The 20,292-nt window shown below is 70.9% G+C and carries 20 protein-coding genes; 12 read left to right on the top strand and 8 right to left on the bottom strand.

What is annotated here, in order from left to right; genetic code table 11:
- Window positions 1-1,269 (top strand): amino acid permease (locus QH470_RS34320; RefSeq protein WP_280276548.1); only part of this gene is annotated, 1,269 nt, incomplete at its 5' end.
- Window positions 1,270-1,313: 44 nt separating this feature from the next.
- On the opposite strand, the gene QH470_RS34315 is transcribed toward QH470_RS34320, so the two are convergent.
- Window positions 1,314-3,881: an ATP-binding protein gene (locus QH470_RS34315; protein ID WP_280276547.1), complete on the bottom strand. Its 2,568-nt coding sequence runs from the start codon at window positions 3,879-3,881 to the stop codon at window positions 1,314-1,316.
- A gap of 189 nt (window positions 3,882-4,070) precedes the next feature.
- Between QH470_RS34315 and QH470_RS34310 the strand changes: the two genes are divergently transcribed.
- A complete protein-coding gene (locus tag QH470_RS34310) occupies window positions 4,071-4,289 on the top strand; it encodes a hypothetical protein (RefSeq protein WP_280276546.1) in 219 nt (72 codons plus the stop codon).
- Window positions 4,290-4,332: 43 nt separating this feature from the next.
- Window positions 4,333-5,529, top strand: coding sequence for a styrene monooxygenase/indole monooxygenase family protein (locus QH470_RS34305; protein ID WP_280276545.1), 1,197 nt, complete (start codon window positions 4,333-4,335; stop codon window positions 5,527-5,529).
- A gap of 1 nt (window position 5,530) precedes the next feature.
- Here QH470_RS34305 and QH470_RS34300 read toward each other — a convergent pair whose 3' ends face one another.
- Window positions 5,531-6,784 carry a cytochrome P450 family protein gene (locus QH470_RS34300; protein ID WP_280276544.1) on the bottom strand — a complete coding sequence of 418 codons (1,254 nt, stop codon included), beginning with the start codon at window positions 6,782-6,784 and terminating at the stop codon, window positions 5,531-5,533.
- Window positions 6,785-6,943: 159 nt separating this feature from the next.
- Complete coding sequence (locus QH470_RS34295; protein ID WP_280276543.1) at window positions 6,944-7,741, bottom strand: aminoglycoside adenylyltransferase domain-containing protein; 798 nt, start codon at window positions 7,739-7,741, stop codon at window positions 6,944-6,946.
- A gap of 275 nt (window positions 7,742-8,016) precedes the next feature.
- Here QH470_RS34295 and QH470_RS34290 point away from each other — a divergent pair, with 275 nt between their 5' ends.
- The 3 genes from QH470_RS34290 (at window position 8,017) to QH470_RS34280 (ending at window position 13,402) form a co-directional block, all read left to right on the top strand.
- The gene (locus QH470_RS34290; RefSeq protein WP_280276542.1) at window positions 8,017-8,574 is read left to right on the top strand and encodes a DUF8176 domain-containing protein; all 558 of its coding nucleotides are present in this window, start codon (window positions 8,017-8,019) and stop codon (window positions 8,572-8,574) included.
- A gap of 262 nt (window positions 8,575-8,836) precedes the next feature.
- Window positions 8,837-11,230 (top strand): beta-glucosidase family protein, encoded by a 2,394-nt coding sequence (locus QH470_RS34285; RefSeq protein WP_280276541.1) that lies wholly within the window; start codon window positions 8,837-8,839, stop codon window positions 11,228-11,230.
- Between the two features lie 105 nt (window positions 11,231-11,335).
- Window positions 11,336-13,402: a neutral/alkaline ceramidase gene (locus QH470_RS34280; protein ID WP_280276540.1), complete on the top strand. Its 2,067-nt coding sequence runs from the start codon at window positions 11,336-11,338 to the stop codon at window positions 13,400-13,402.
- On the opposite strand, the gene QH470_RS34275 is transcribed toward QH470_RS34280, so the two are convergent.
- On the bottom strand, window positions 13,389-13,988 hold the full coding sequence (locus QH470_RS34275) for a TetR/AcrR family transcriptional regulator (protein WP_280276539.1): 600 nt from the start codon (window positions 13,986-13,988) through the stop codon (window positions 13,389-13,391). The two genes, QH470_RS34280 and QH470_RS34275, sit on opposite strands and share 14 nt — an antisense overlap.
- 70 nt (window positions 13,989-14,058) lie before the next feature.
- On the opposite strand from QH470_RS34275, the gene QH470_RS34270 reads away from it, so the two are divergent.
- Complete coding sequence (locus QH470_RS34270; RefSeq protein WP_280276538.1) at window positions 14,059-14,895, top strand: alpha/beta fold hydrolase; 837 nt, start codon at window positions 14,059-14,061, stop codon at window positions 14,893-14,895.
- Here QH470_RS34270 and QH470_RS34265 read toward each other — a convergent pair.
- Window positions 14,889-15,044 carry a DUF6131 family protein gene (locus QH470_RS34265; RefSeq protein WP_187683614.1) on the bottom strand — a complete coding sequence of 52 codons (156 nt, stop codon included), beginning with the start codon at window positions 15,042-15,044 and terminating at the stop codon, window positions 14,889-14,891. The genes QH470_RS34270 and QH470_RS34265 overlap by 7 nt on opposite strands.
- 24 nt (window positions 15,045-15,068) lie before the next feature.
- A complete protein-coding gene (locus tag QH470_RS34260; protein WP_280276537.1) occupies window positions 15,069-15,485 on the bottom strand; it encodes a hypothetical protein in 417 nt (138 codons plus the stop codon).
- A gap of 147 nt (window positions 15,486-15,632) precedes the next feature.
- Between QH470_RS34260 and QH470_RS34255 the strand changes: the two genes are divergently transcribed.
- From QH470_RS34255 to QH470_RS34240, 4 genes are all read left to right on the top strand, one after another.
- Window positions 15,633-15,824: a hypothetical protein gene (locus QH470_RS34255; RefSeq protein ID WP_187683612.1), complete on the top strand. Its 192-nt coding sequence runs from the start codon at window positions 15,633-15,635 to the stop codon at window positions 15,822-15,824.
- A 45-nt stretch (window positions 15,825-15,869) separates the two neighbouring features.
- Window positions 15,870-16,349: a nitroreductase family deazaflavin-dependent oxidoreductase gene (locus QH470_RS34250; protein WP_280276536.1), complete on the top strand. Its 480-nt coding sequence runs from the start codon at window positions 15,870-15,872 to the stop codon at window positions 16,347-16,349.
- A 144-nt stretch (window positions 16,350-16,493) separates the two neighbouring features.
- The gene (locus tag QH470_RS34245) at window positions 16,494-17,381 is read left to right on the top strand and encodes a helix-turn-helix domain-containing protein (protein ID WP_280276535.1); all 888 of its coding nucleotides are present in this window, start codon (window positions 16,494-16,496) and stop codon (window positions 17,379-17,381) included.
- Between the two features lie 43 nt (window positions 17,382-17,424).
- Window positions 17,425-17,712, top strand: coding sequence for a hypothetical protein (locus QH470_RS34240; protein ID WP_280276534.1), 288 nt, complete (start codon window positions 17,425-17,427; stop codon window positions 17,710-17,712).
- A gap of 69 nt (window positions 17,713-17,781) precedes the next feature.
- Here the strand turns inward: QH470_RS34240 and QH470_RS34235 are convergent, their stop codons facing one another.
- Both QH470_RS34235 and QH470_RS34230 read right to left on the bottom strand, forming a co-directional pair.
- The gene (locus QH470_RS34235) at window positions 17,782-19,071 is read right to left on the bottom strand and encodes a DoxX family membrane protein (protein WP_280276533.1); all 1,290 of its coding nucleotides are present in this window, start codon (window positions 19,069-19,071) and stop codon (window positions 17,782-17,784) included.
- A gap of 127 nt (window positions 19,072-19,198) precedes the next feature.
- Window positions 19,199-19,684, bottom strand: a complete 486-nt coding sequence (locus tag QH470_RS34230; protein WP_280276532.1) for a universal stress protein — start codon at window positions 19,682-19,684, stop codon at window positions 19,199-19,201.
- A gap of 55 nt (window positions 19,685-19,739) precedes the next feature.
- On the opposite strand from QH470_RS34230, the gene QH470_RS34225 reads away from it, so the two are divergent.
- On the top strand, window positions 19,740-20,255 hold the full coding sequence (locus QH470_RS34225; protein ID WP_280276531.1) for a gluconokinase: 516 nt from the start codon (window positions 19,740-19,742) through the stop codon (window positions 20,253-20,255).
- Window positions 20,256-20,292 lie beyond the last annotated feature (37 nt).

Genomic DNA, 20,292 nt, shown 5'->3' with positions numbered 1-20,292 from the left:
GTGTTCGTCTTCTTCGTGCTGCGCGCGCTGGGCGAGCTGGTGCTGCGCCGACCGTCGTCGGGGTCGTTCGTCTCCTACGCCCGTGAGTTCTACGGCGAGAAGCTCGCGTACGCGGTCGGCTGGATGTACTTCTTCCACTGGTGCATGAGCGGCATCGTCGACATCACCGCGATCGCCACCTACGTGCACTACTGGAGCGCGTTCAAGGCGATTCCGCAGTGGAGTATCGCGCTGGTCGCGTTGGCGGTGGTGGTGGCGATCAATCTGGTGTCGGTGCGCTGGTTCGGTGAGCTGGAGTTCTGGGCCGCGCTGATCAAAGTCGTTGCGCTGGTGAGCTTCCTGGTGATCGGCACCGTTTTCCTGGCCGGGCGCTTCTCGATCGAAGGGGACAGCACCGGGCCCGCGGTGCTGCGCGACCACGGCGGACTGTTCCCCACCGGGCTGCTGCCGCTGGTCGTCGTCACGACCGGGGTCGTCTTCGCGTACTCCGCGGTGGAACTGGTGGGCACCGCCGCCGGGGAGGCGGAGAATCCGGAGAAGATCATGCCGCGCGCGATCAATTCCGTGATCGCGCGTATCGCGCTGTTCTATGTCGGATCGCTCGTGCTGCTCGGACTGCTGTTGCCGTACACGGCGTTTCGCGCGGGGGAGAGCCCATTCGTCACGTTCTTCGCGCGCATCGGCGTCCACGGCGCGGATTCGGTCATGAACCTGGTCGTGCTGACCGCGGCGTTCTCCAGCCTCAACGCGGGCCTGTACTCGACGGGCCGGATCCTGCGATCCATGTCCATGAGTGGCAGCGCCCCGGCCCGCGCGGCCGCGCTGTCCTCGAACGGCGTTCCGTACGTGGGGATTCTGGCGACCGGAGCGATTGCGCTGACCGGCGTCGGGCTCAATGCCATTGTCCCCGAACGCGCCTACGAGATCGTGCTGAACATGTCGGCGCTCGGGGTGATCACCGCCTGGGCCGCAATCGTGCTGTGCCAGTTGCGATTGTGGCAGTGGTGGCGCAGCGGGCGTGCCGAACGCCCCGCCTTCCGCCTGATGGGTTCCCCCTACACCGGGATCGCGACGCTGGTCTTCCTCGTCGGCGTGGTGGTGTTGATGGCGTTCAGTGGCGGCACCGAGCAGCGCAGCGCGATCATCGCGGTCCCCTTGATCATGGTCCCGGTGCTGGTCGGCGGCTGGTTCCTGCGCCGCGAGCGAACGACCGAACCCGCCCCGGCAACCCCCTCCGATACGAGCGCCACCGACCAGCTACCGATGTGACGACGCGGTGAGCACACCCGAACTACCCGCGGTGCCGCTCCGGTTCATGTGAGGCCGCGCCCGCCGGTGCGGGTGGCGCGCGGTTCGCGTTCACGTTCGCGTTCGACCCGGTCACGGTGTTCGGCCGGGACCAGGGGGAGGATGTCGTCGCGCGAGCGAATCATCAGTTTGTGCAGCACGGCCGCCATCTGGGCGTCGACGGTGCGGTACGAACTGCCGCGACGGGTGGCGATCGCGGTGTTCGACCAGCCCGCCGCCGCCAGCACCGCGACATCGCGTTCGGCGTCGGTGAGCAACTGCCAGGGCGTGGGACTTTCTCGGCGCCCCGGCCGGTCGGCCGGGAGTCGGCGCAGCGTCAGGTCGCCCAGGGCCAGCCGCGGCACCTCGGTCGGCGACGGCCGCAACGCGGCGCCCTCGTCCCACGCGGTGTCGAAGTCGTGCTGCCCCAGCGCTTTCCGGGTGAGGTCGGCGGCGCGCTCGGTCTCGGTGGCGAACGGGCCGAGATGCGCGATGTCGACGCCGAGTTCGTGCCGCAGCGCCGCGGCCCCGCCGAGCAGTCTCGCGATCTCGACCGCCCGGTCGGCGGCCCGCTCCGAATCGGTCCGCCCGTCCGTGGTGAGCAAGCGCGCCAAGGTCCACGCGCGAATGTGCACCGCCCACACCGTGCCCCAGGAATCGCGCATCTCGACCTGCCGAGCGAGGGTGGTGCGCCCGCGCGTCAGTGCCGCGTGCGGATCGCCGTGGGCGGTTTCGGCTATGGCCCAGGCGAGTTCGGCCCAGGACCGCGCCCATTCCGCGCCGGAGCGGGCCGCGGCGTCGAGGTGGCGACCGGTGACCTCGAGCGCCTGCGCGGGCGTGCCGAGGAAGGCCGCGGCGAGCGCCTCGAACATCTCGCTCATCGTGGCGCTGCCGAAATCGTTTGCCGCGGTGAACTTCTCGCGTGCCCGCGCGAGCACGGTCAGGGCACGAACGTCCAGGTGCGTGAGCATCAGGGCGCATCCGGAGGCGAACTCCACCGGCGCGGGCAGCCCGACGTCGGTCACCGGATCCGCTCGCCAGGCCGCGGACCGGCCGGGGTCGGGCACACAGGCCGCGACGCATCGCTCGAGCATCTGCTCGGCCTCGCCCGACAGCCCCTGGCACAGGCTGAGGAAGGCGATCGACGCCATCACCGACACCTGGAGATCCGCCGCTTCCGGCCCGGCGCCGCGGGTGGCCGCCAGCGTGCGTTCGGCCAACCGGCGCGATTCCCGCAGCGACCCCTTGAAAAAGGGCACGCGCAGGCCGATCATCCCGGCGACGATCTCCAGTCCGATCACCGCCTCGCCGGGCGTGGCCAGACTGCCCTCGACCGCGAGTTGCAGGTTGTCCCAAGCGGCGCGGGCCCAGGCGAGCAGCGTGTGCTCCCGGTCACTGAACCAGTTCAGTGCGGCATCGGTGACCCGGTCGCGGTAGTAGCGGCGATGGCGGTCCGCCAGTCGTCGCGGCTCGTCGGCGGCGCGGTGCGCCAGCCGCTGCCGTGCGAATACCCGGAAGCTCTCCAGCAGCGAATACCGCACGGCGTCGGCGGCCAGATGCGTCGACACCAGCGATTGATCGGTGAGGCGTTCCAGCAGGCCCTCGATCTCCTCGCGGGCCAGCTCCGCGCCGGTGCCGTCGGGACCGGAGCAGATCGTCTCGATCGCGTCCAGGTCGGCGCCCACGTCGAGTCCCGGTCCGTCCTCGGTGTCGTCCGGATTGGTGTCGTATCCCGCGGCGAACACCGATAGTCGCTCGAACAGCAGCCGTTCCTTCGGGCCGCACAGATCGAACGACCACGCGATGACATCCGCGATCCCGTGGTGCCGCTCGTCGGCGCCGGTCCGGGCGACGGCCGACCAGCGCAGCCGGCGATCGCTCGCCGCGCCGGTGAGGTCGCCGAGGATCATCGACAGCGATTGGCGGCGCAGCCGTGCCGCGGCGAGCCGGATGTGCAGCGGATAGTTGTGCAGGTGCGCGCAGATCTCCTCGACCACAGCGTCCTGCGTCTCGTCGAGGATGTGGCCGGTCAGCGCGGCGCGGCGGCGGAACAGGGTGACCGCCTGCCGGCGGGTGAGCGGCGGGATCGCGACCAGTTGTTCGTCCACCCAGCCGATGGGTTCGCGGCTGGTGGCGACGATCGTCAGCCGCGGCACCGTGTCGAGCAGTTCGGTGATCACCGTGCCCACCTCGGCCAGCAGGTGCTCGCAGTTGTCCAGGATCAGCACGGTCTGGGCGGCGCGGCCGACGCCGCGGTCCAGCGTGTCGATCAGGGCCTGCCACGCCGATCGGCCGGAGAAATCGGTGTCGACCACCGACCGGGCCACCTCGTCCTCGACGGTCGCGGTGTCCGCGCCGCGCGGCAACCGGGCCAGGCGGACCCAGTGCACCGGGGTGCTGCGAGCCTTGTGGAATCGCTGCGCGGCCTCGACCACCAGCCGGGTCTTGCCGATGCCACCCGCGCCGATCACGGTGATCAACCGCGCGGAACCCAGTAACAGCGTCGCGATCCGTTCCAGTTCACGCTCGCGGCCGATGAATTCGGGTGCGGCGGTCGGCGGAGTTCCCACCCGGTGCGGACGGTGCGGCGGCATATCCAGCCACTTTAGTAGGCAACCACCCGCCGTCGCCGAGGGAACGGGTAGCCGCGGATGGGAGCAGATACCTACCTACGTGCCCGTGCCGGATCTACCGATGTCCTCGGCGCGCCGCCGGGTCACTATGCATGGGTCGCCGACCCGCGGCGGCCACGAAACTCGAAGCCGAACAGTGAGATACGCGCAGTGGTTGCCGGAACGCCGCATCCGGGCGGCACCAGCCCGGACTCGTGTCACATCCGAGTGCGGTTCGACAGCCCGCCCATCGTTTTCGACTATCAGGACGATCGGGCGGTCGCTGCCCGGTTCTCCGCTGCCGTGGCGAAGGCCGGTGCGAGGGTGACGATCGATTCGGACCTGCGCGACAATCTGCCGCCGCTGCCGTGCCGGCGGCTGTGGACCTGAGCGGACGGCGGCATTCGGCCCGATGGCGTCGAGAGGAACCGAGATGAGACGGATACGGATACTGGGCGCCGGTGAGTGCGGACTGCCGCTGGCCCATCGACTGCTGGCCGGTGGCGCGGAGGTCACCGTGGTCACCGACCGCGACAGCGAGGCGATCCTGTCCGGTTCGGTCACCAGCACGCAGGTCAAGTTCCCGCCCACGCTGGATCTGGAGTCGGCCGCGGGACTGGACTGCTGGCGGTCGGCCGCGCCGCAGATCGCGGGCATCCGGTTCACCATGGTGGTCGACCGCGCGGTGGCGGTGCAGTGGTCCGGGCGATTCACCCGTCCGGCGCGCAGCGTCGACCAGCGCACGGTCTTCGGCCGCTGGTTGCGGGCGTTCGCGGATGCCGGGGGGAAGCTGTCGATCGACGCGCCGACGGTCGCCGAGATCGACCGCGGCAGAGCCGATTACGACCTGACGGTGGTCACGCGCGCGGATCGCGAGCTGGCCGCCTGCTTCCCGGCGGACCCGGCCTGGGACCTGCCGCCGCGCCCGCAGCGGCAGCTGGCGGCCCTGTATCTCGACGGCGTCGTGCCCGACCCGGACGAGCTGGGAACATATGTGACGCTGCCCGGGACGGGCGAGGTGATCTCCTATCCCGGCCTGACCGGTCGGCCGGGGGCCGAACGCCGTTGTGAGATGGTGCTTTTCGAGGCGCGGCCCGGCGGCGCGCTGGATGTGTTCGGCGGTGTCGGCGATCCGGGCGAGCGGCTGCGGCTGGCCCGGCGGCTGTTGGATCAGCATCTGCCGCCCGCTCTCGCGGACCGCTACTGCGATGCCGAACTGACCGACGCCGGGGCCACGCTGGTCGGCGCGGTCACCCCCGTGGTGCGCCGGCCGGTGGGCACGCTGCCGTCGGGCGCCGCCGTGCTGGGCGGCGGTGACGTGGTGTGCCGCATGGATCCGGGCGGCGCGCAGGGCGCCAACAGCGCCGTGCACTGTGGGTTCCGATACGGCGAGGCGATCCTGCGGCACGCGGACGGTCCGTTCGACCGGGACTGGATGATCGCGGCGGCCGAGCCGTGGCTGACCGATATCGCCTACCCGGCCGCGCGCTGGACGGCGACCGTGCTCGACCCGCCGGGCCCGATGCAGGAGTTGATGCTGGCGGCGGCCGACGATTCGCGGCTGGCCGATGTCTTCGCCGACACCTTCGCCCGCCCGGCGAACATGACCGAACCGGCCGCCGGTATCTGATCTACACCGGCGGCCGCGCGGGCGGGAAGACGACCGGCAGTGCGGTCAGGGCACGGTGGAAAGGCCCTGGCCGCCAGGTCAATTCGGCGGCCGGGATGGCGAGTGCGAGGTCCGGCAGCGCGTCCAGCAGCTGGTCGACGGCGTCCTGCGCGGTCAGATAGGCCGCCGAGCGGGCGGGGCAGGCGTGCGGGCCCGCGCCCCACGCCAGATGCGACCGGTTCCCGGTGTGGTCACCCGCGCTGACGAGCGGGTCGTTATTGCATCCGGCCAGACTGACGACGACCGGCTGGTGCGCGGGCAGCCAGTTGTCCTCGATCAGGATCGGCTGGCGCGGATAGGTGACCGAGAAGTTCGCCATCGGCGGATCGTCGAACAGCACCTCGTCCAGCGCGTCCCGGGTGGACAGGCTGCCACCGATCACGTGACCGGCGAAACGGTCGTCGGTGAGGATGACCCGCAGCGCGTTCCCGATCAGGTTCTGCAGCGGTTCGATGCCCGCGCCGTACAGCACGACGATCTGGTGGATCACCTCCGCGTCGTCGAGCGCGGCGGGATGGGCCAGCAGCCGCGAGGTGATGTCGTCGCCGGGCTCGCGCCGTTTCAGCTCGACCAGTTCCAGTACGGCCGAAGCCAGCAGCTTGTTGCCCTGTTCCGCGTCGTCGCCGTCGAACACCGCGACCGTGGCGGCGGCGATCCGCTCACCGATCTCGGGCGGGCAGCCCAGCATCGCGTTGATGACGGCGAACGCGAGCGGAAACGCGTACTGCGCCACCAGATCCGCTGACCCGGCGGCCTCGAAATCCGCGATCAGCGCGCCCGCGATCCGCTCGACCGTGGCGTGCAGCGCGTGCAGATCCACCGCGTCGATGCCGTCGGTGTTGGCCCGGCGGTAGCGGGCGTGCTCGTTGCCCGTGCTGCGCATGGCATTCGGCCGCCATTGCAATACGGGCAGCACCGGGCAGTCGGCCGGGACGGTGTGTTCCCAGCCGCGCGGATCGGCGGGGAAGTGGTCGGGGTCGTGCAGGATCCGGATGGCGGTGCGGTAGCCGATGACCAGGGTGGCCGGTACGCCCGGCGCCAGCTCGATCGGCACCAGCGAGCCGTACCGGGCGCGCATCGACCGGTACGCCGCGTGCGGGTCGGTGGCGAACTCGGGCGCGTACAGCGGCACCCGCTCCCGGTCGAGCTGGACCGGCGAACCGTGGTGCGAAACCGGTTCGGCGGCAGAACGGTTCGATGAACGTGGCACTGTCAACTATGGCTCCGATATGGTGCGAATTGCCCGAGGCGGCAGCGTATGCACGCGATCCCCGGGCGGGCATCGGTAGGTGATAGGTGTGTCATGCGCATCGGCGTCGGGTCCGCGCAGGTCATCCGGGCGCGGCTGCTCGGGCGTAGGTGGCCGCGGCGCGGATCAGGACGATCGCTGGGTGTCGCCGGTGTTGTCGACGTACTCGCGCACCCACGACAGGAATCGCTGTACCTCGCCGGGCGGCAGTGGCAGCGCGGCCGTGCGCGGCCGGCGGAAACTGCGCAGCGCCTCGTCGACGAGCGGGCGGACGGTGGGGTCGGACTCCGCGAGTCGTTGCGCGGCTTCGGATTTGGCGAACCACCGGCCGGTGCGGCAGAAGACGACGGCGCGGCAGCCGTTGAGTACCTGGTTGTCGGCCAGATGCCCCTCGTCCTGTGCGTGCGCGCGGACGGAGGCCCGGACCGCGTCCAGTTGCGCGGAGTGTGAGGGTGCGGCAAGGGCCTGGTCCACGGGGCGGCCGTAGAGGAGTCGCCCGGACTGGCGGGCGATCGCCCGGTCGATGACGAACCAGAAGGCCGGCGCCCCGGACGGATCGAGATCGGCTCGGTAGGGCAGCAGCGGGCCGCAGTTGAGATTGAGCCGGAATCCCGCCGCGCCGGACGGCCGCGCCGCGAAATCGCTGTCGTACAGCACCAACTCCAGTCCCGCGGCCGGGCACTCGAGCGCCGCGAGCGCGGTCGCGAGTTCGCTTAGGGCCTGGCCGGAGAGCGCAGGTCCGGCGATCACGGTCACGTCGACATCGCTGCGCCCGTGCCGGTAGTCACCGAGCGCCACGGAGCCGACGGCGAAGATGCTGACCAACCGCTGCCCACACACATCGTGGGTGCGCCGCACCAACTCCGCCAGGTATGTGCGCAATTCGGCCGGAAGGGACTGTGGTTCCTTGAGCGGGGAGGCCATCGCGACAGCATCTCGCGAACGGATTCGGCCGCGGCGCGGCGGGTCCGCGGACGTCACCGGCCGCGGAGTTGGCCATTCGACCGGCGAATCCGGCGTGGATGTGCAATCTTGTTAGCGCCCAACGATATTGCCGCCGGGTCGGGGTCCCACGGGCGGCACGCATCGGGAAGGGGGTGCGGTGGGCGATGGCGGTGCGGCGCAGGGCACGGCACGGCAGGTCGCGCGGCGGTGCGGCGGCGCGCGGCGGTGACGCGCGCGTAACGGTGTGGCCGGGGATGATCGCACCGGCTCCGCCCCGGCGGCGGACGCGGGGTCGCGCGGTGCTGGTGGGGTCGGCCGCGACGGTGGGCACCGTGCTGGTGGTCGGCGGACTGGTGTTGAGCCGCGTCGAGGCCCGCGTGCCGCCGACGGCCGAGGTGCTGGCCGGCACGGCAGACCTGGGCTTGGGCGGCGGGGGCGGGTGCGAGCCGGTGCGGACCGCGGAACTGGTCCGGGGCAACGGCCCGGGATCGACCGCGTCCGGGCCGGACGTGATCCTGGCCTTCCAGCACGCGTATTACGTCACTCGTTCGGGCGTCGTGGCGCGGGCGGTGACCGCACCCGACGCGTGGGTGTCGACCGCCGCGGTGATCGACGTCGGCATCGCCACCGTGCCCGTCGGTACACGCCATTGCGTGGAGATCGTGCCGCAGCCGACGGGCGTGTTCTTCGTGACCGTCACCGAGACCCGCCTGGACCGATCGACCCGCGTCTACCGGCAGGCCGTCACCGTAGGCACGCTCGCCGACACCACCGTGATCACCAGGATCGATCCCGTACGTGCCCCGCGCTAGGGCACTGGCCGGCCCGGAACACCGGGCATGTCGCGTGACGCGTTCGAACCCGGCCGCAACGGGAGTGCGAGGCATGCCGGGTGGCGCGCCGGGGCACAGCGCCGGCCTGGGTACCCGCGCGTCGGATGGCGCGCTGGAACACGATGGTGCCCGGAATGCGGGGCGTGTCCCGCGCCGCGCCGTGCCGCAACGGCCACGGCGCCGGGGAGTCGGCCGGTAGCCTCGGGCCGGGACACGACAGTCGACACGAACGGGGCAGCGCATGGACGACGAGATCGAGCAGGTGCTGGCGAAACTGGATCTGCCGGCGAAGGTGCGCCTGGTGTCCGGGGCCGGCATGTTCCGGATGGCCGGCGACGCGGCGATCGGGCTGGCGGAGATGCCGGTGTCCGACGGTCCGTCCGGCGTGCGGGGCGAATTCTGGGACGAGCGCGACCCGTCGGTGAGCCTGCCCTCGGGCACCGCCCTGGCCGCCACCTGGGATCGGGAGCTGCTCGCGGAGATCGGTGGCCTGATCGCGGCCGAGGCCCGGCGCAAGAACGTGTACGCGGTGCTCGGGCCGACCGTCAATCTGCACCGATCGCCCTTGGGCGGCAGGCATTTCGAATGCTTCTCCGAGGACCCGATGCTCACCGCCGAGATGGCCGCGGCCTACGTGCGGGCGGTGCAGCGCCACGGCGTGAGCGCGTGCCCGAAACACTACGTGGCCAACGACTCCGAGACCGACCGCTTCACCGTCGACGTGCGCGCCACCGACCGGACCCTGCGCGAGCTGTACCTGTACCCGTTCGAGCGGGCCGTGCAGGCGGGGGCGTGGATGGTGATGGCGGCCTACAACTCCGTCGACGGCACCACCATGACGGAGCATCCGCTACTGGACGAACCGCTCAAGGGCAGTTGGGGTTTCGACGGCGTGGTGGTCTCGGACTGGACCGCGGTGCGCTCCACCGAGGGCGCGGCGCGCGGCACCGATCTGTGCATGCCCGGGCCGCCGCTGCTGTGGGGCGAGCCCCTGGAACAGGCGGTCCGGTCGGGCGCGGTCGCGGAGGAGGCGATCGACGAGAAGGTCCGCCGCATCCTGCGTTTCGCGCGCCGGGTCGGAGCGCTCGACGGGACGCCGAGTGCCACACCGGCTTTCACCGAGGATCAGCAGCGGCGGCTGGTGCGCCGCGCGGCCGCCGACGCGATGGTGCTGGTGCGCAACGACGAGGTGCTGCCGCTGCGCCCCGGCACCACGGTCGCGCTGCTGGGACCCTCGGCCGCCGAGCCGCGGCTCATGGGCGGGGGCAGCGCCACGGTGATCCCGGCGCACACCACGACGCCCCTGGAAGGCCTGCGCGACGTCCTGCCGGTGACCTACACGCCGGGAGTCTGGTTGTCCGACAAGCTGTCTCCCGCGCCGCTGGAGCTGATCACCGACCCCGAGACCGGTACGCCCGGGCTGTGCCTGCGCTACCTCGACGGGGATACCGTGCTCGACACCCAGCACCGCGCCGCCGGAAATCTGGTGCTGTTCGGGGACCCGGCGGCCGAACGGGCCACCGCGGTGGAACTGCGGGCCCGGCTGCGTGCCGACAGCGCGGGCGAGTGGCGCATCGGCGCGGGCGCGCTCGGACAGGTGCGGCTCGACCTCGACGGCGTGACCGTGGCCGAGGGCGACGTCGCGTTCGCGGGCGCCGATCCCGTTGCGGCGCTGCTGGATCCGCCGCAGCGCGAGGCGACCCGGACGCTGGCCGCGGGCGAGGAGGTCGATATCCGCATCACCGTCGGCAACCTGACCGCGCTGCCGGGCCTCGGTGTGTTCCTCGGTGTCACGCTGGGCGCCGCCCGGCCCCGGCGCACCCCGGACGAGGAGTTCGCGGCGGCGGTCGAGGCCGCGCGCGCCGCCGAGGTGGCCGTGGTCGTCGTCGGCACCACCGAGCAGATCGAGAGCGAGGGCGTGGACCGGACCACCCTGCGCCTGCCGGGCCGGCAGGACGAGCTGGTGGCCGCGGTGGCGGCGGTGAATCCACGGACCGTGGTGGTGGTGAATTCCGGTGCGCCCGTGGAACTGCCGTGGCGGGACGAGGTGCCGGCGGTGCTGCTGTCGTGGTTCCCCGGACAGGAATTCGGCGCGGCGCTGGCCGATGTGCTCACCGGCGCCGCCGAACCCGGCGGCCGCCTGCCCACCACCTGGCCCAAGACCATGGCCGACGTCCCGGTGCTGAACACCACCCCCGCCGCCGACGGCACGCTGGACTACGCGGAGGGCGTGCACATCGGGTACCGCGCCTGGCTGCGGGCCGGTGTCGAGCCCGCCTACCCCTTCGGGCACGGGCTCGGCTACACCACGTGGGAGGTGCGCAATCTCGATATCTCCGGGCGCACGGCCACGGTGACCGTCACCAATATCGGTGAGCGCGTGGGCAAACAGGTCGTGCAGGCCTATCTCTCCCGCGAGCACAGTGCGATCGAGCGCCCGCTGCGCTGGCTGGCGGCCTTCGAGACGGTCACCCTGGAACCGGGGGAGTCGCAGCGGGTGGAACTGGCGTTGCCGCAGCGGGCCTTCGAGCACTGGACCGAGGACGGCTGGAAGGCCGAGCCGGGCGCGTTCACGCTGCAGGTCGGCACCTCCGTCATCGCGCTGCCGCTGATGGCGGAGGTCGTTGTCACCTGATGGATCGGCGCAGCTCGCGGCGATAATTCAGCACAACGGTAGCAACCTGGACGTGCGTCCAGTACGCTTCGCCGAACAGAACACCCACGGAACCAAGGAGCCACGGTGGCGGTTTCCCGGCGAACGATGCTGACGGGCGGCACGGCCGCGGCGGTCGCGGCCGGTGTCGGGAGTGCGAATCCCGCTGCGGCGCAACCGCTCCGCCGCGCCGCGGACGGCCAGGACTATCTGGTCGGGTGTGGTCTGGCCGATGTCACCGGCGCGGTCGCCGGGCAGGGCATGATGGGTTACTCCGAACTCGACCAGGTCGCCACCGGGCTGCTCACGCGCTGCTGGGCGCGGGCCTACGTCATCGTCGATCGTGCCACCGGCGACCGGGTGGTGTTCGTCAACGCGGACGTCGCCTGCCTGTTCCAGTCCGTGCACCTGGCGGTGCTGCGGCGGCTTGCCGAGCGCTTCGGCGGGCTCTACACCGAGCGCAACGTCAACCTCAACGCCACCCACAACCACAACTCGTGCGGCGGCACCGCGCGGGAGTACGCGTATTCCCTTGCCGCCTACGGCTTTCAGCAGAACTCGCACGAGGCGGAGGTGGCCGGGATCGTCGCGGCGATCGCGGCCGCGCACGAGCGGCTGGCGCCCGGCACCGTGCTGCTCGGTCACGGCGAACTGCACGACGCCAGCGCCAACCGCTCGCGCGAGGCGTTCGAACTCAACCCCGCCGCGGACAAGGCCGAGTTCCCGGGCGGCATCGATCCGCGGGTCACGGTGCTGCGATTGCGGCAGGGCGGCAAGGACGTCGGCGCGATCACCTGGTTCGCCACCCACGGCACCTCGCTCACCGACAAGAACACGCTGATCTCCGTCGACAACAAGGGCTACGCCAGCTACCGCTGGGAACACGACGAGATGGGCGTGCGGCACCTCGACGGCGCACCCGCCTTCGTCGCCGCGTTCGCGCAGACCAACGCGGGGGACATGACCCCGAACCTGAACCTCACGCCGTGGCGCCCCAGCGGCCCCACCGACGACAATCGCGCGAACTGCGCGCTGATCGGGGAGCGCCAATACCTTTCGGGCCGTGCGACTTTCGCCTCGGCACGACCGATGACCACCGGTGGCGTGGACGCGGTGCTGCGCTATGTGGATATGGCCGACGTCGCGATCGACGGTGTCTACACGCCCGACGGTAAACCCGCCCGCACCGCCCCGGCGATGATGGGCGCCGCGGCCGCGGCCACCAGTTCCGAGGACAACTGGAAGACCCAACTGGCGTTCCTGAGCGAAGGCGACACCAACCCGATGGTCGCCGCGCTCGGCGGCGTCGACGCCCCGATCGAGCAGTGGATGCGAGACGCGCAGGCGCCCAAGCTGATCGTGGCGCCGCTCGGCGTGCTGCCACCGCGCCCGTGGGTGCCCCAGGTGGTGCCGATCCAGATCATGCGAATCGGCGATCTGGTGCTGGCGTCCGGCCCGGCGGAGTACACGGTGGTGTCGGGGCTGCGGATCCGGCAGGTGGTCGCCCGCGCCCTGGCGGCGCCGGTGGACAACGTGCTGCTACAGGGCTACGCCAACGGGTACAACGGCTACGTGACCACGCCCGAGGAGTATGTCTCACAGCAGTACGAGGGCGGCGAGACGCTCTACGGCCGCTGGACGCTCCCGGCCTACATGCAGGAATTCGACCGGCTGGCCCGCGCGCTGGCCGCCCGGGTCGACCCCGGCCGCGGCCCGGCTCCGCTGGACTGGTCCTCGGGCGCACAGCCCAACCTGCTTGCGGCGGTGCCGCCGGACGTGCCCGCAGCGGGTCATGGCTTCGGTGACGTGCTGGTCCAGCCCGAGCCGGAATACCATGCGGGGCATACGGTTTCGGTGGAGTTCGCGGGCGCCCACCCGAACAACGACTTCCATACCGGCGGAACGTATTTCGAGGTCCAGCGCGCCACGGGCGCGGACTGGGTGCGCGCGTACGACGATAACGACTGGTGTACCGAGCTGGAATGGTCCCGCCCGGAAGGCCAGCCCGCCGCCTCCGTGATCGCGATCCGGTGGACCGTCCCGGAGACGGCGGAGCCGGGACGCTACCGCATCCGGTATTTCGGCGACAGCCGCGACGGCGGGGGAGTGCTGGCGCGATTCACCGGCACCACAGCGGAATTCACGGTCGCCTGACCGCGTCCGGACTCGAATCCAGGAGCCGTGCCAGGTGCGCGGCCATCGTCTGCCCGGCGGCGTGCAGCGGTTCGGCCGACCGCAGCGTGCGGCCGAGAACGAACGCGCCTTCCAGGGCGCTCAGCATCGCGAAGGTGAACTCGCGCGCGGACTCCGGCGCGAGCCCGCGCCGCACGAAATACTCGGTGCCCTGCGCGAGCCAGGACTCGATCACCTCGGCGGCCACCGCGCGCAGTTCCGGTTCGCTGTCGGCGACCTCGCCGGCGACCGTCCCGACCGGGCACATGTTCATCCAGCCGGACGCCGCCATGTCGGCGGCCGCCGCCGCGAACGCCGCGGGCACCGCCACCCGCAGATCCTCGTGCGGGTCCATGAGCAACGGCAGCAACTGGATGTAGGCCGCGCCGCTGGTACGCAGCGCCTCGGCGGCGATCTGCTGCTTGCCCTCGGGGAAGTGGTGATACAGCGACCCGATCGGCGCGCGGGCCGCCGCGGTGAGCTGTTTGACGCTGGTCGATCCGTAGCCCTGGCGCCGCATCAGTTCGGTCGCCGCGGTGAGGATGCGCGCCCGCGTGCTGGTTGACATCTGCTCGCCCATACCACCACACTAGAACATACGCTCTAGAGTGACTGTTCTAGCGGAAGGAATCGACCGTATGCCTGTCATCGAGGTTCCCGCGGGCCGCGTGCACTATCTCGAGCACGGCGAGGGACCGCCGGTAGTGCTGCTGCACGGGCTGCTGATGAACCACACGGTCTGGGACGCCGTACTGGGCCTGCTGCCCACCGGATTCCGCTATATCCGCCCGGATCTGCCGCTGGGCTCGCACCCCGAGCCGATGCGCGCCGACGCCGATCTGTCCATGCGCGGGCTCAACGTCCTGATCGCGGATTTCCTTACAGCGCTGGACCTCCGGGACGTCACGCTGGTGCACACCGATTGGGGCGGGGGTCTGTTCCTCGCCGCCTACGGGCTCGACGAGCGCGTGTCGCGGCTGATCGTCTTGCCGTGCGAGGCCTTCGGGAACTTCCCGCCGGGCCTGCCGGGGAAGATGGCGGTGGTCGCGCTGCGGGTTCCCGGTGCTTTGCCGATCGCCTTGCGGCAGTTGCGGATCGGCTGGTTGCGGCGATCGCCGCTGTTGTTCGGCTGGATGGCCCGCCAGCCGATTTCGGACGAACTGGTGCGCGGGTGGACCGAGCCCGGTCTGCGGGACCGGCGGATCGGCCGGGACGTCCGCAAGTACGGCCGGTCGATGCCGGACGAGCGTGAGCTGATCGCGAATACCGAAGCGCTGCGGGGCTTTCCGGGCGACGCCCTGGTGCTGTGGTCGTCGGCGGGGAAAGTGATGCCACGCGCACACGGCGCCCGGCTCGCCGAACTGCTGCCCCGCGGACGGCTGGTCGAGATCGACGACGCGTACGTATTGTCGATGCTCGACCAGCGGGCGGCCGTCGCCGAGGCGATGGCGGAGTTTCTCGTCGCTACTCAGTAATAGTGGCGACGTCCACCCACCGGGCGACCGGCGCCGCCGAGCAGTACCAGCACGAGCCCGGCCACGGCGAGGATGACGCCGATGGTGACGAGGACGGGGAAGCCGAGCAGATACCCGGCGATGACGAGCAGTATTCCGGCGATGATCATGGTGATTCCGTTTCGGCTACGGCGTCAGCTCTGCGGCTGCGCCTGTCGGGTGGAGGTCTTCGATTGCGTGCCGGGGCGCCGCAGGAATCGGTTCCAGGACCACGCCGGTCGCTGCCGCGCCGGAGCACCCTCCGGCGGTGTCGCGGAATCACTTCGGGCAGAGGCGATTTCGCGGCGGGAGCGACGCAACTCGCGGCGCACGGCGGCATTGCGGCGCGCGGTGGTCAGCGCGCCGGCCAGCACCAGCGTGAGCCCGAGCATGCCGACCGCGCCGACCGCGGCGCCGGCGGCGAACAGCTCGCCCTGTGAGCCGGTGAAATGCTGGTCGAAGACCGTGAAGTCGGTGGACAGCGGGTGCGCGCCGCCCAGATTGGCGGACACCGCCGCGACGCCGACCGCGACCGCGGCGATCAACACGATCAATCCGATGAGAACAATCATGGCAATCCCAAGGTTGTCGGATGGTATGGGCTCGCAATTCCCGGCGCGGCGGGAATCAAACGGTGAATGACCGGCGAGCACGGAGTTTGGGTCGCGTAGTCGCGGATACGCCGGGAACACAACCACATTCGATGTCGGGAGAAATCCATGAGCACCTACACCTTCGAACTGCCCGAGTTCGGCTCCGACGCCGAGGTCGCCGAGCGCACCCTGCGCGGCCTGGACACCGTCAGCCACGTCGACACCGATCCCGGATCCGAAACACTCACCGTCACTTCGAGTCTCAGCTACAGCGAGATGCTCGGAGTGATCCGCGATTCCGGCATAGCCGCCCGGTAACAGGTGGGCCACCGCACGGAAACCACCGTCGATTACGGTGAGCAGGTGCCGAGGAATCCACTGCCCGCCGTGGGGCGCGCCATCGCTCGTCGCCCGTCGGTCATGCGCGCCGCCCCGGTCGTCGTGCGCTTGGAGCGGCTCGTGCGTCGGCTCAGCCGGGGCCGCCGCGGGGTTCTCGATCTCGCCGGCCTGCCGTCCATGGAGTTGACCGTTACCGGACGCAAGTCCGGATTGCCGCGTACCGTGTCGCTGCTCTACGTGCCCGACGGCCCGGGCACCTTCCTACTGGTCGGTTCCAATTGGGGGCGGCCGGGACATCCGGCTTGGTCGGCCAATCTCGATGCCGCCGACCATGCCGAAATGCATAGTGGCGGAGAGCGTTTCAAGGTCCAGGTGCGCCGCCTCGCCGGATCGGAACGCGACAGTGCCTGGCGGCGCGCGGTCGCCTACTGGCCCGGCTACACCATGGAACAGCGGCTGGCAGGCGCGCGCGTCTTCCGTATCTACCAGCTGTCCCGCATCTGATCGGCAACCTTCGCCGACGCGGGATGCTCGAACCCATCGATCCGTGCCTCGGCGGGGGTATGATTACCGCTTGGCGTGGCGGGCCGGAGCGTCGGACCGGCCTCGCACCGCCTCCTATAGCCGCCGAGCATCGGAGTCGATCCCATGATTTCGGAACCCGCGCGCATCGGCCGTGTGGATTCGGGCGTAGTCGAGCGCGGGCCCACCGCGCTACGGATTGCAGTCGGCGGGCAACTACGCAGACTACGCGAGCAGCGCGGCATCACCCGCGAGGCGGCCGGGGAGCACATCCGCGGCTCGCACGCCAAGATCAGCCGTCTCGAACTGGGCCGCACCGGTTTCAAGGAACGCGACGTCCGAGATCTGTTGACGCTGTACGGCGTCGGCGATGCCGCGGAGCGGGCGGCCTTCCTCGGCGTGGTCCGCAAGGCCAACGAGCCCGGCTGGTGGCAGCGCTTCGGTGATCTGCTGCCGCCCTGGTTCGAGACCTATCTCGGGCTCGAACACGCCGCGCACGCGATCCGGACCTTCGAGGGACAGCTGGTTCCGGGCCTACTCCAGACCGAGGATTACACCCGCGCCGTGATCGCCCTGGGCGACGCGCAGGAGGACGCGCCGCGCCGCGTGGAGTTGCGCAGCCGCCGCCAGGAGGTGCTGGATCGCCCGTGCGGCCCGACCTTGTGGGCGGTGCTGGACGAGGCGGTGCTGCACCGCGCGATCGGCGGGCCCGAGGTGCTGCGCGGCCAGCTCGAGCACCTCGCGGAGATGTCGACCCGGAACAATGTGACCATTCAGGTGCTGCCCTACGCCGTCGGCGGGCACGCGGCCGCGGGCAGCTCGTTCACGATGCTGCGCTTCGCCGAACCCGAACTCCCCGATGTCGTCTATCTCGAACAGCTCACCAGCGCACTGTATCTGGATCGGCCGCGCGATCTGGAGCTGTACCGGCAGGTCATGGACACGCTGAGCGTGCAGGCCGCGACTCCGGAGAAAACGCGAATGTTGTTGCTGGAGGCCGCCGCCCGGCTCTGAGGCGGCCTTGCGTGAGTGCTCGAGAATCACGTCCGAGGAGCGGGTGAGCACGGTGGACGATCCGGATCGGCGGATGGTGCGGCAGCGCACCCGAGCCCTGGCGGAACTGTCGGAGCTGCGAACGATGCTGGGACGGTTGCCGAGAGACGATCCCGGCTACCGTGAACTCGCCGTCCGTAAGGAGGTCGCGGCCGCCGAGGCCCTGAACCTCGGCATCGCGGAGGTAACAGTGCGGCGGATCGGCCTGTTCGACGATCTGGAGATGCGCCGGGTGTGCGGCGAGGCGGCCGAATTCCGAAGCTACGACGCGGATCTGGCGCAGGAGTACTGAGCCGGACGCACCGCTGACCGGCACGGCACCGCACCCCGCCGACCGGACGGGATGCGGAACCGGACGGAACTATCCGCGGCCGAACTTGGTCCGGCGCGACCCGGCCACCTCGACGCCGCGGTCCTTGGCCCGATCCGCCAGCTCGGCGGCTTCGGCGGCCGCCAGCGCGGCCCGCAGCCGGGCGGCGGCGGTCACTTCGGCCCCGCGCTCGCGCGTCGTCCGCGCCAGCTTCTTCCCGCGCTTGCGCGTGCGGTCCTCGAGGTCGGCCCCGCGATGCTTGGCCCGCTCCGCTACTCGGCTACCCCGGTGCTGCGCGGTCTCCGCCGCGGCCGCCCCGCGCCGCTTACCGCGTTCGGCCCATTCACTACCGCGCTCCTCGGCGGTATCGACCAACGCGCTGCCGCGTTGCTTGGCAACCTCGGCCAGTTCAGCGCCCCGATGCTTCGCGCGTCCGGCCCAGTCCGTGCCGCGATCTTCGGCGGTGTCGGCGAGGGCGCTGCCCCGCTGTTTCGCGACTTCGGCGAGCTCGGCGCCGCGATGCTTCGCGCGTTCGGCCCACTCCGTGCCGCGGTCCTCGGCGGTGTCGGCGAGGGCGCTGCCGCGTTGTTTGGCGACTTCGGCGAGTTCGGCGCCGCGGTGCTTGGCGACCTCGGCGAGTTCCGCGCCGCGGTGCTTGGCGCGTTCGGCCCACTCGGCACCGTGTTCCTTCGCCGGAACGGCCAATTCGGCGCCGCGCTGGCGGGCGACCTCGGCCAGCACCGCGCCGCGCGACTGCGCGACCTCGGCCCACTCCGCGCTCTTGTCGGCGGCCGTATGCGCCAGCTCGCGGCCGTGCACCGCCTGCTGTTGCAGGCGATCGCGCAGCGCCTCTCCCGAGGTGGGGCCGACGAACGGCAGCGCGGCGGCGGCCTGGCGAGCGGCCCGCCGGCCACGCCAGCCCAGCGACGGTTTTCCCGCCGTGTCGGCGGACGCGATGATCAGCCCGCCCAGCAGGCCGAGATCCTTCAGGAAGGCGACTCGCTTGGTGGCTCGGCGCTCCGGATCGGGTTCGTTCCAGAAGTCCTGTTCGGTGACGGTGGCGGGCACCACCGTGCACGCCAAAACCAGTGCCGACAGCCGGGGCAGCCGCCCCATCGCCAGCAGCACACCGGCGCCCACCTGGGCGGCGGCGTTGACACGCACGATCTGGCCCGGCTCGCTCGGCAGCTTTTCGGCCAGTTGCGGCGACAGGCTCTGCTGGCCACGCGTCACCAGAGACGCGGCGGCCTTCGCGCGCGGCTCCGGATGCCTCAGCGTGTCGATACCATCGACGACGAAGTTGGCAGCCAGCAGCGGTCGGGCAAGACGGCGGATGATCATGAAGAAAACCCTTTCCCTCGACGGCTGTTCCGGCGATTCCCGCGGTGGGGTGGGTCAAACTCGGTCGACCGGATCCACGACGAGGATCGTAACCATCGGACCGGTCGGTCCGGCTTCGCCACGCGGGTCAGGGCACCACCGTGACAGGCCATCGCCCGGCCTTGACCAGCCGCACCGCGACCGACCCGATGAGCCGGTGCCCCGTTTTCTCCGAGGCCCCGACCACGACCGCGTCGGCCTTGAGTTCGTCGGCGGCCTCGGCCAGCCCGGTATACGGGTCGCCGCGCCGGGTGAGGAATTTCCACCGGACGGCGTAGACGTCGCGCACGCGCTCGGCGTGCTGCTGGATCTCGCGGGCCAGATCCTCGGCCATCTCCGCGGTCACCGCTTGCACATCGGCGCCGTAGGCGCCCGCCATCGCCATCCACGGCTGCACGTAAATCATTGCCAGCAGCGCGTTCTGGCGGCGGGCGAGTCCCGCTGCGTAGGCGGCGGCCCGCCAGGACGCGTCCGATCCGTCGATCCCGACGAGGATCACCTTGGGCCCGTCGGTGCCCAGCTCGAAGCCGGACGACGCGCTCGGCGCCCACTCCGGTGTAGTCTCCTCCGCCACGCTTGCGAGCGTAGTTCAGGCGTCCCGGGCGATCCCGGCGACTAGGGTCCCGGCCATGACCGAACCGTGGGGGCCCATCGCCGTGATGGGCGTTTCCGGCGCGGGCAAGTCGACGGTGGGGGAGCGGCTGGCCGCGGCGCTCGGGGCCGAGTACGCCGACGGCGACGACTTCCACCGGCCCGCGAATGTGGCGAAGATGGCCTCCGGCGTGCCGCTCGACGACGCCGATCGATGGCCTTGGCTCGACGCGGTCGCCGCGTGGCTGGCGGACCGGGCCGGGCAACCCGGCGGGGTGGTCAGTTGCTCTGCCCTCAAACGCGTCTACCGAGATCGCTTGCGCGCCAAGGTTCCCGCCCTGCGCTTCATCGAATTGGACGTCTCACGCGCGGAACTGGTACGCCGATTGACCACGCGCAGCAACCATTTCATGCGGGTACAGCTACTGGACTCGCAACTGTCGACCCTGCAACCGTTGGCCCCCGACGAGCCGGGCGTCCGGATCGATGCCGAAGGCGATGTCGATCAGGTGGTCGAGCGAGCGCGGTCGGCATTGCGCACCCGGCGAGGTTGACAGCCGGCGGTAGCGACCGAATACGGTGCGTCGCTGA

The organism is Nocardia wallacei, from assembly GCF_029868745.1.
In the GTDB taxonomy this organism is placed as follows: domain Bacteria; phylum Actinomycetota; class Actinomycetes; order Mycobacteriales; family Mycobacteriaceae; genus Nocardia; species Nocardia wallacei_B.
Note: the sequence above shows the minus strand (reverse complement) of the source record. Positions and strands in the feature narration are given on the sequence as shown.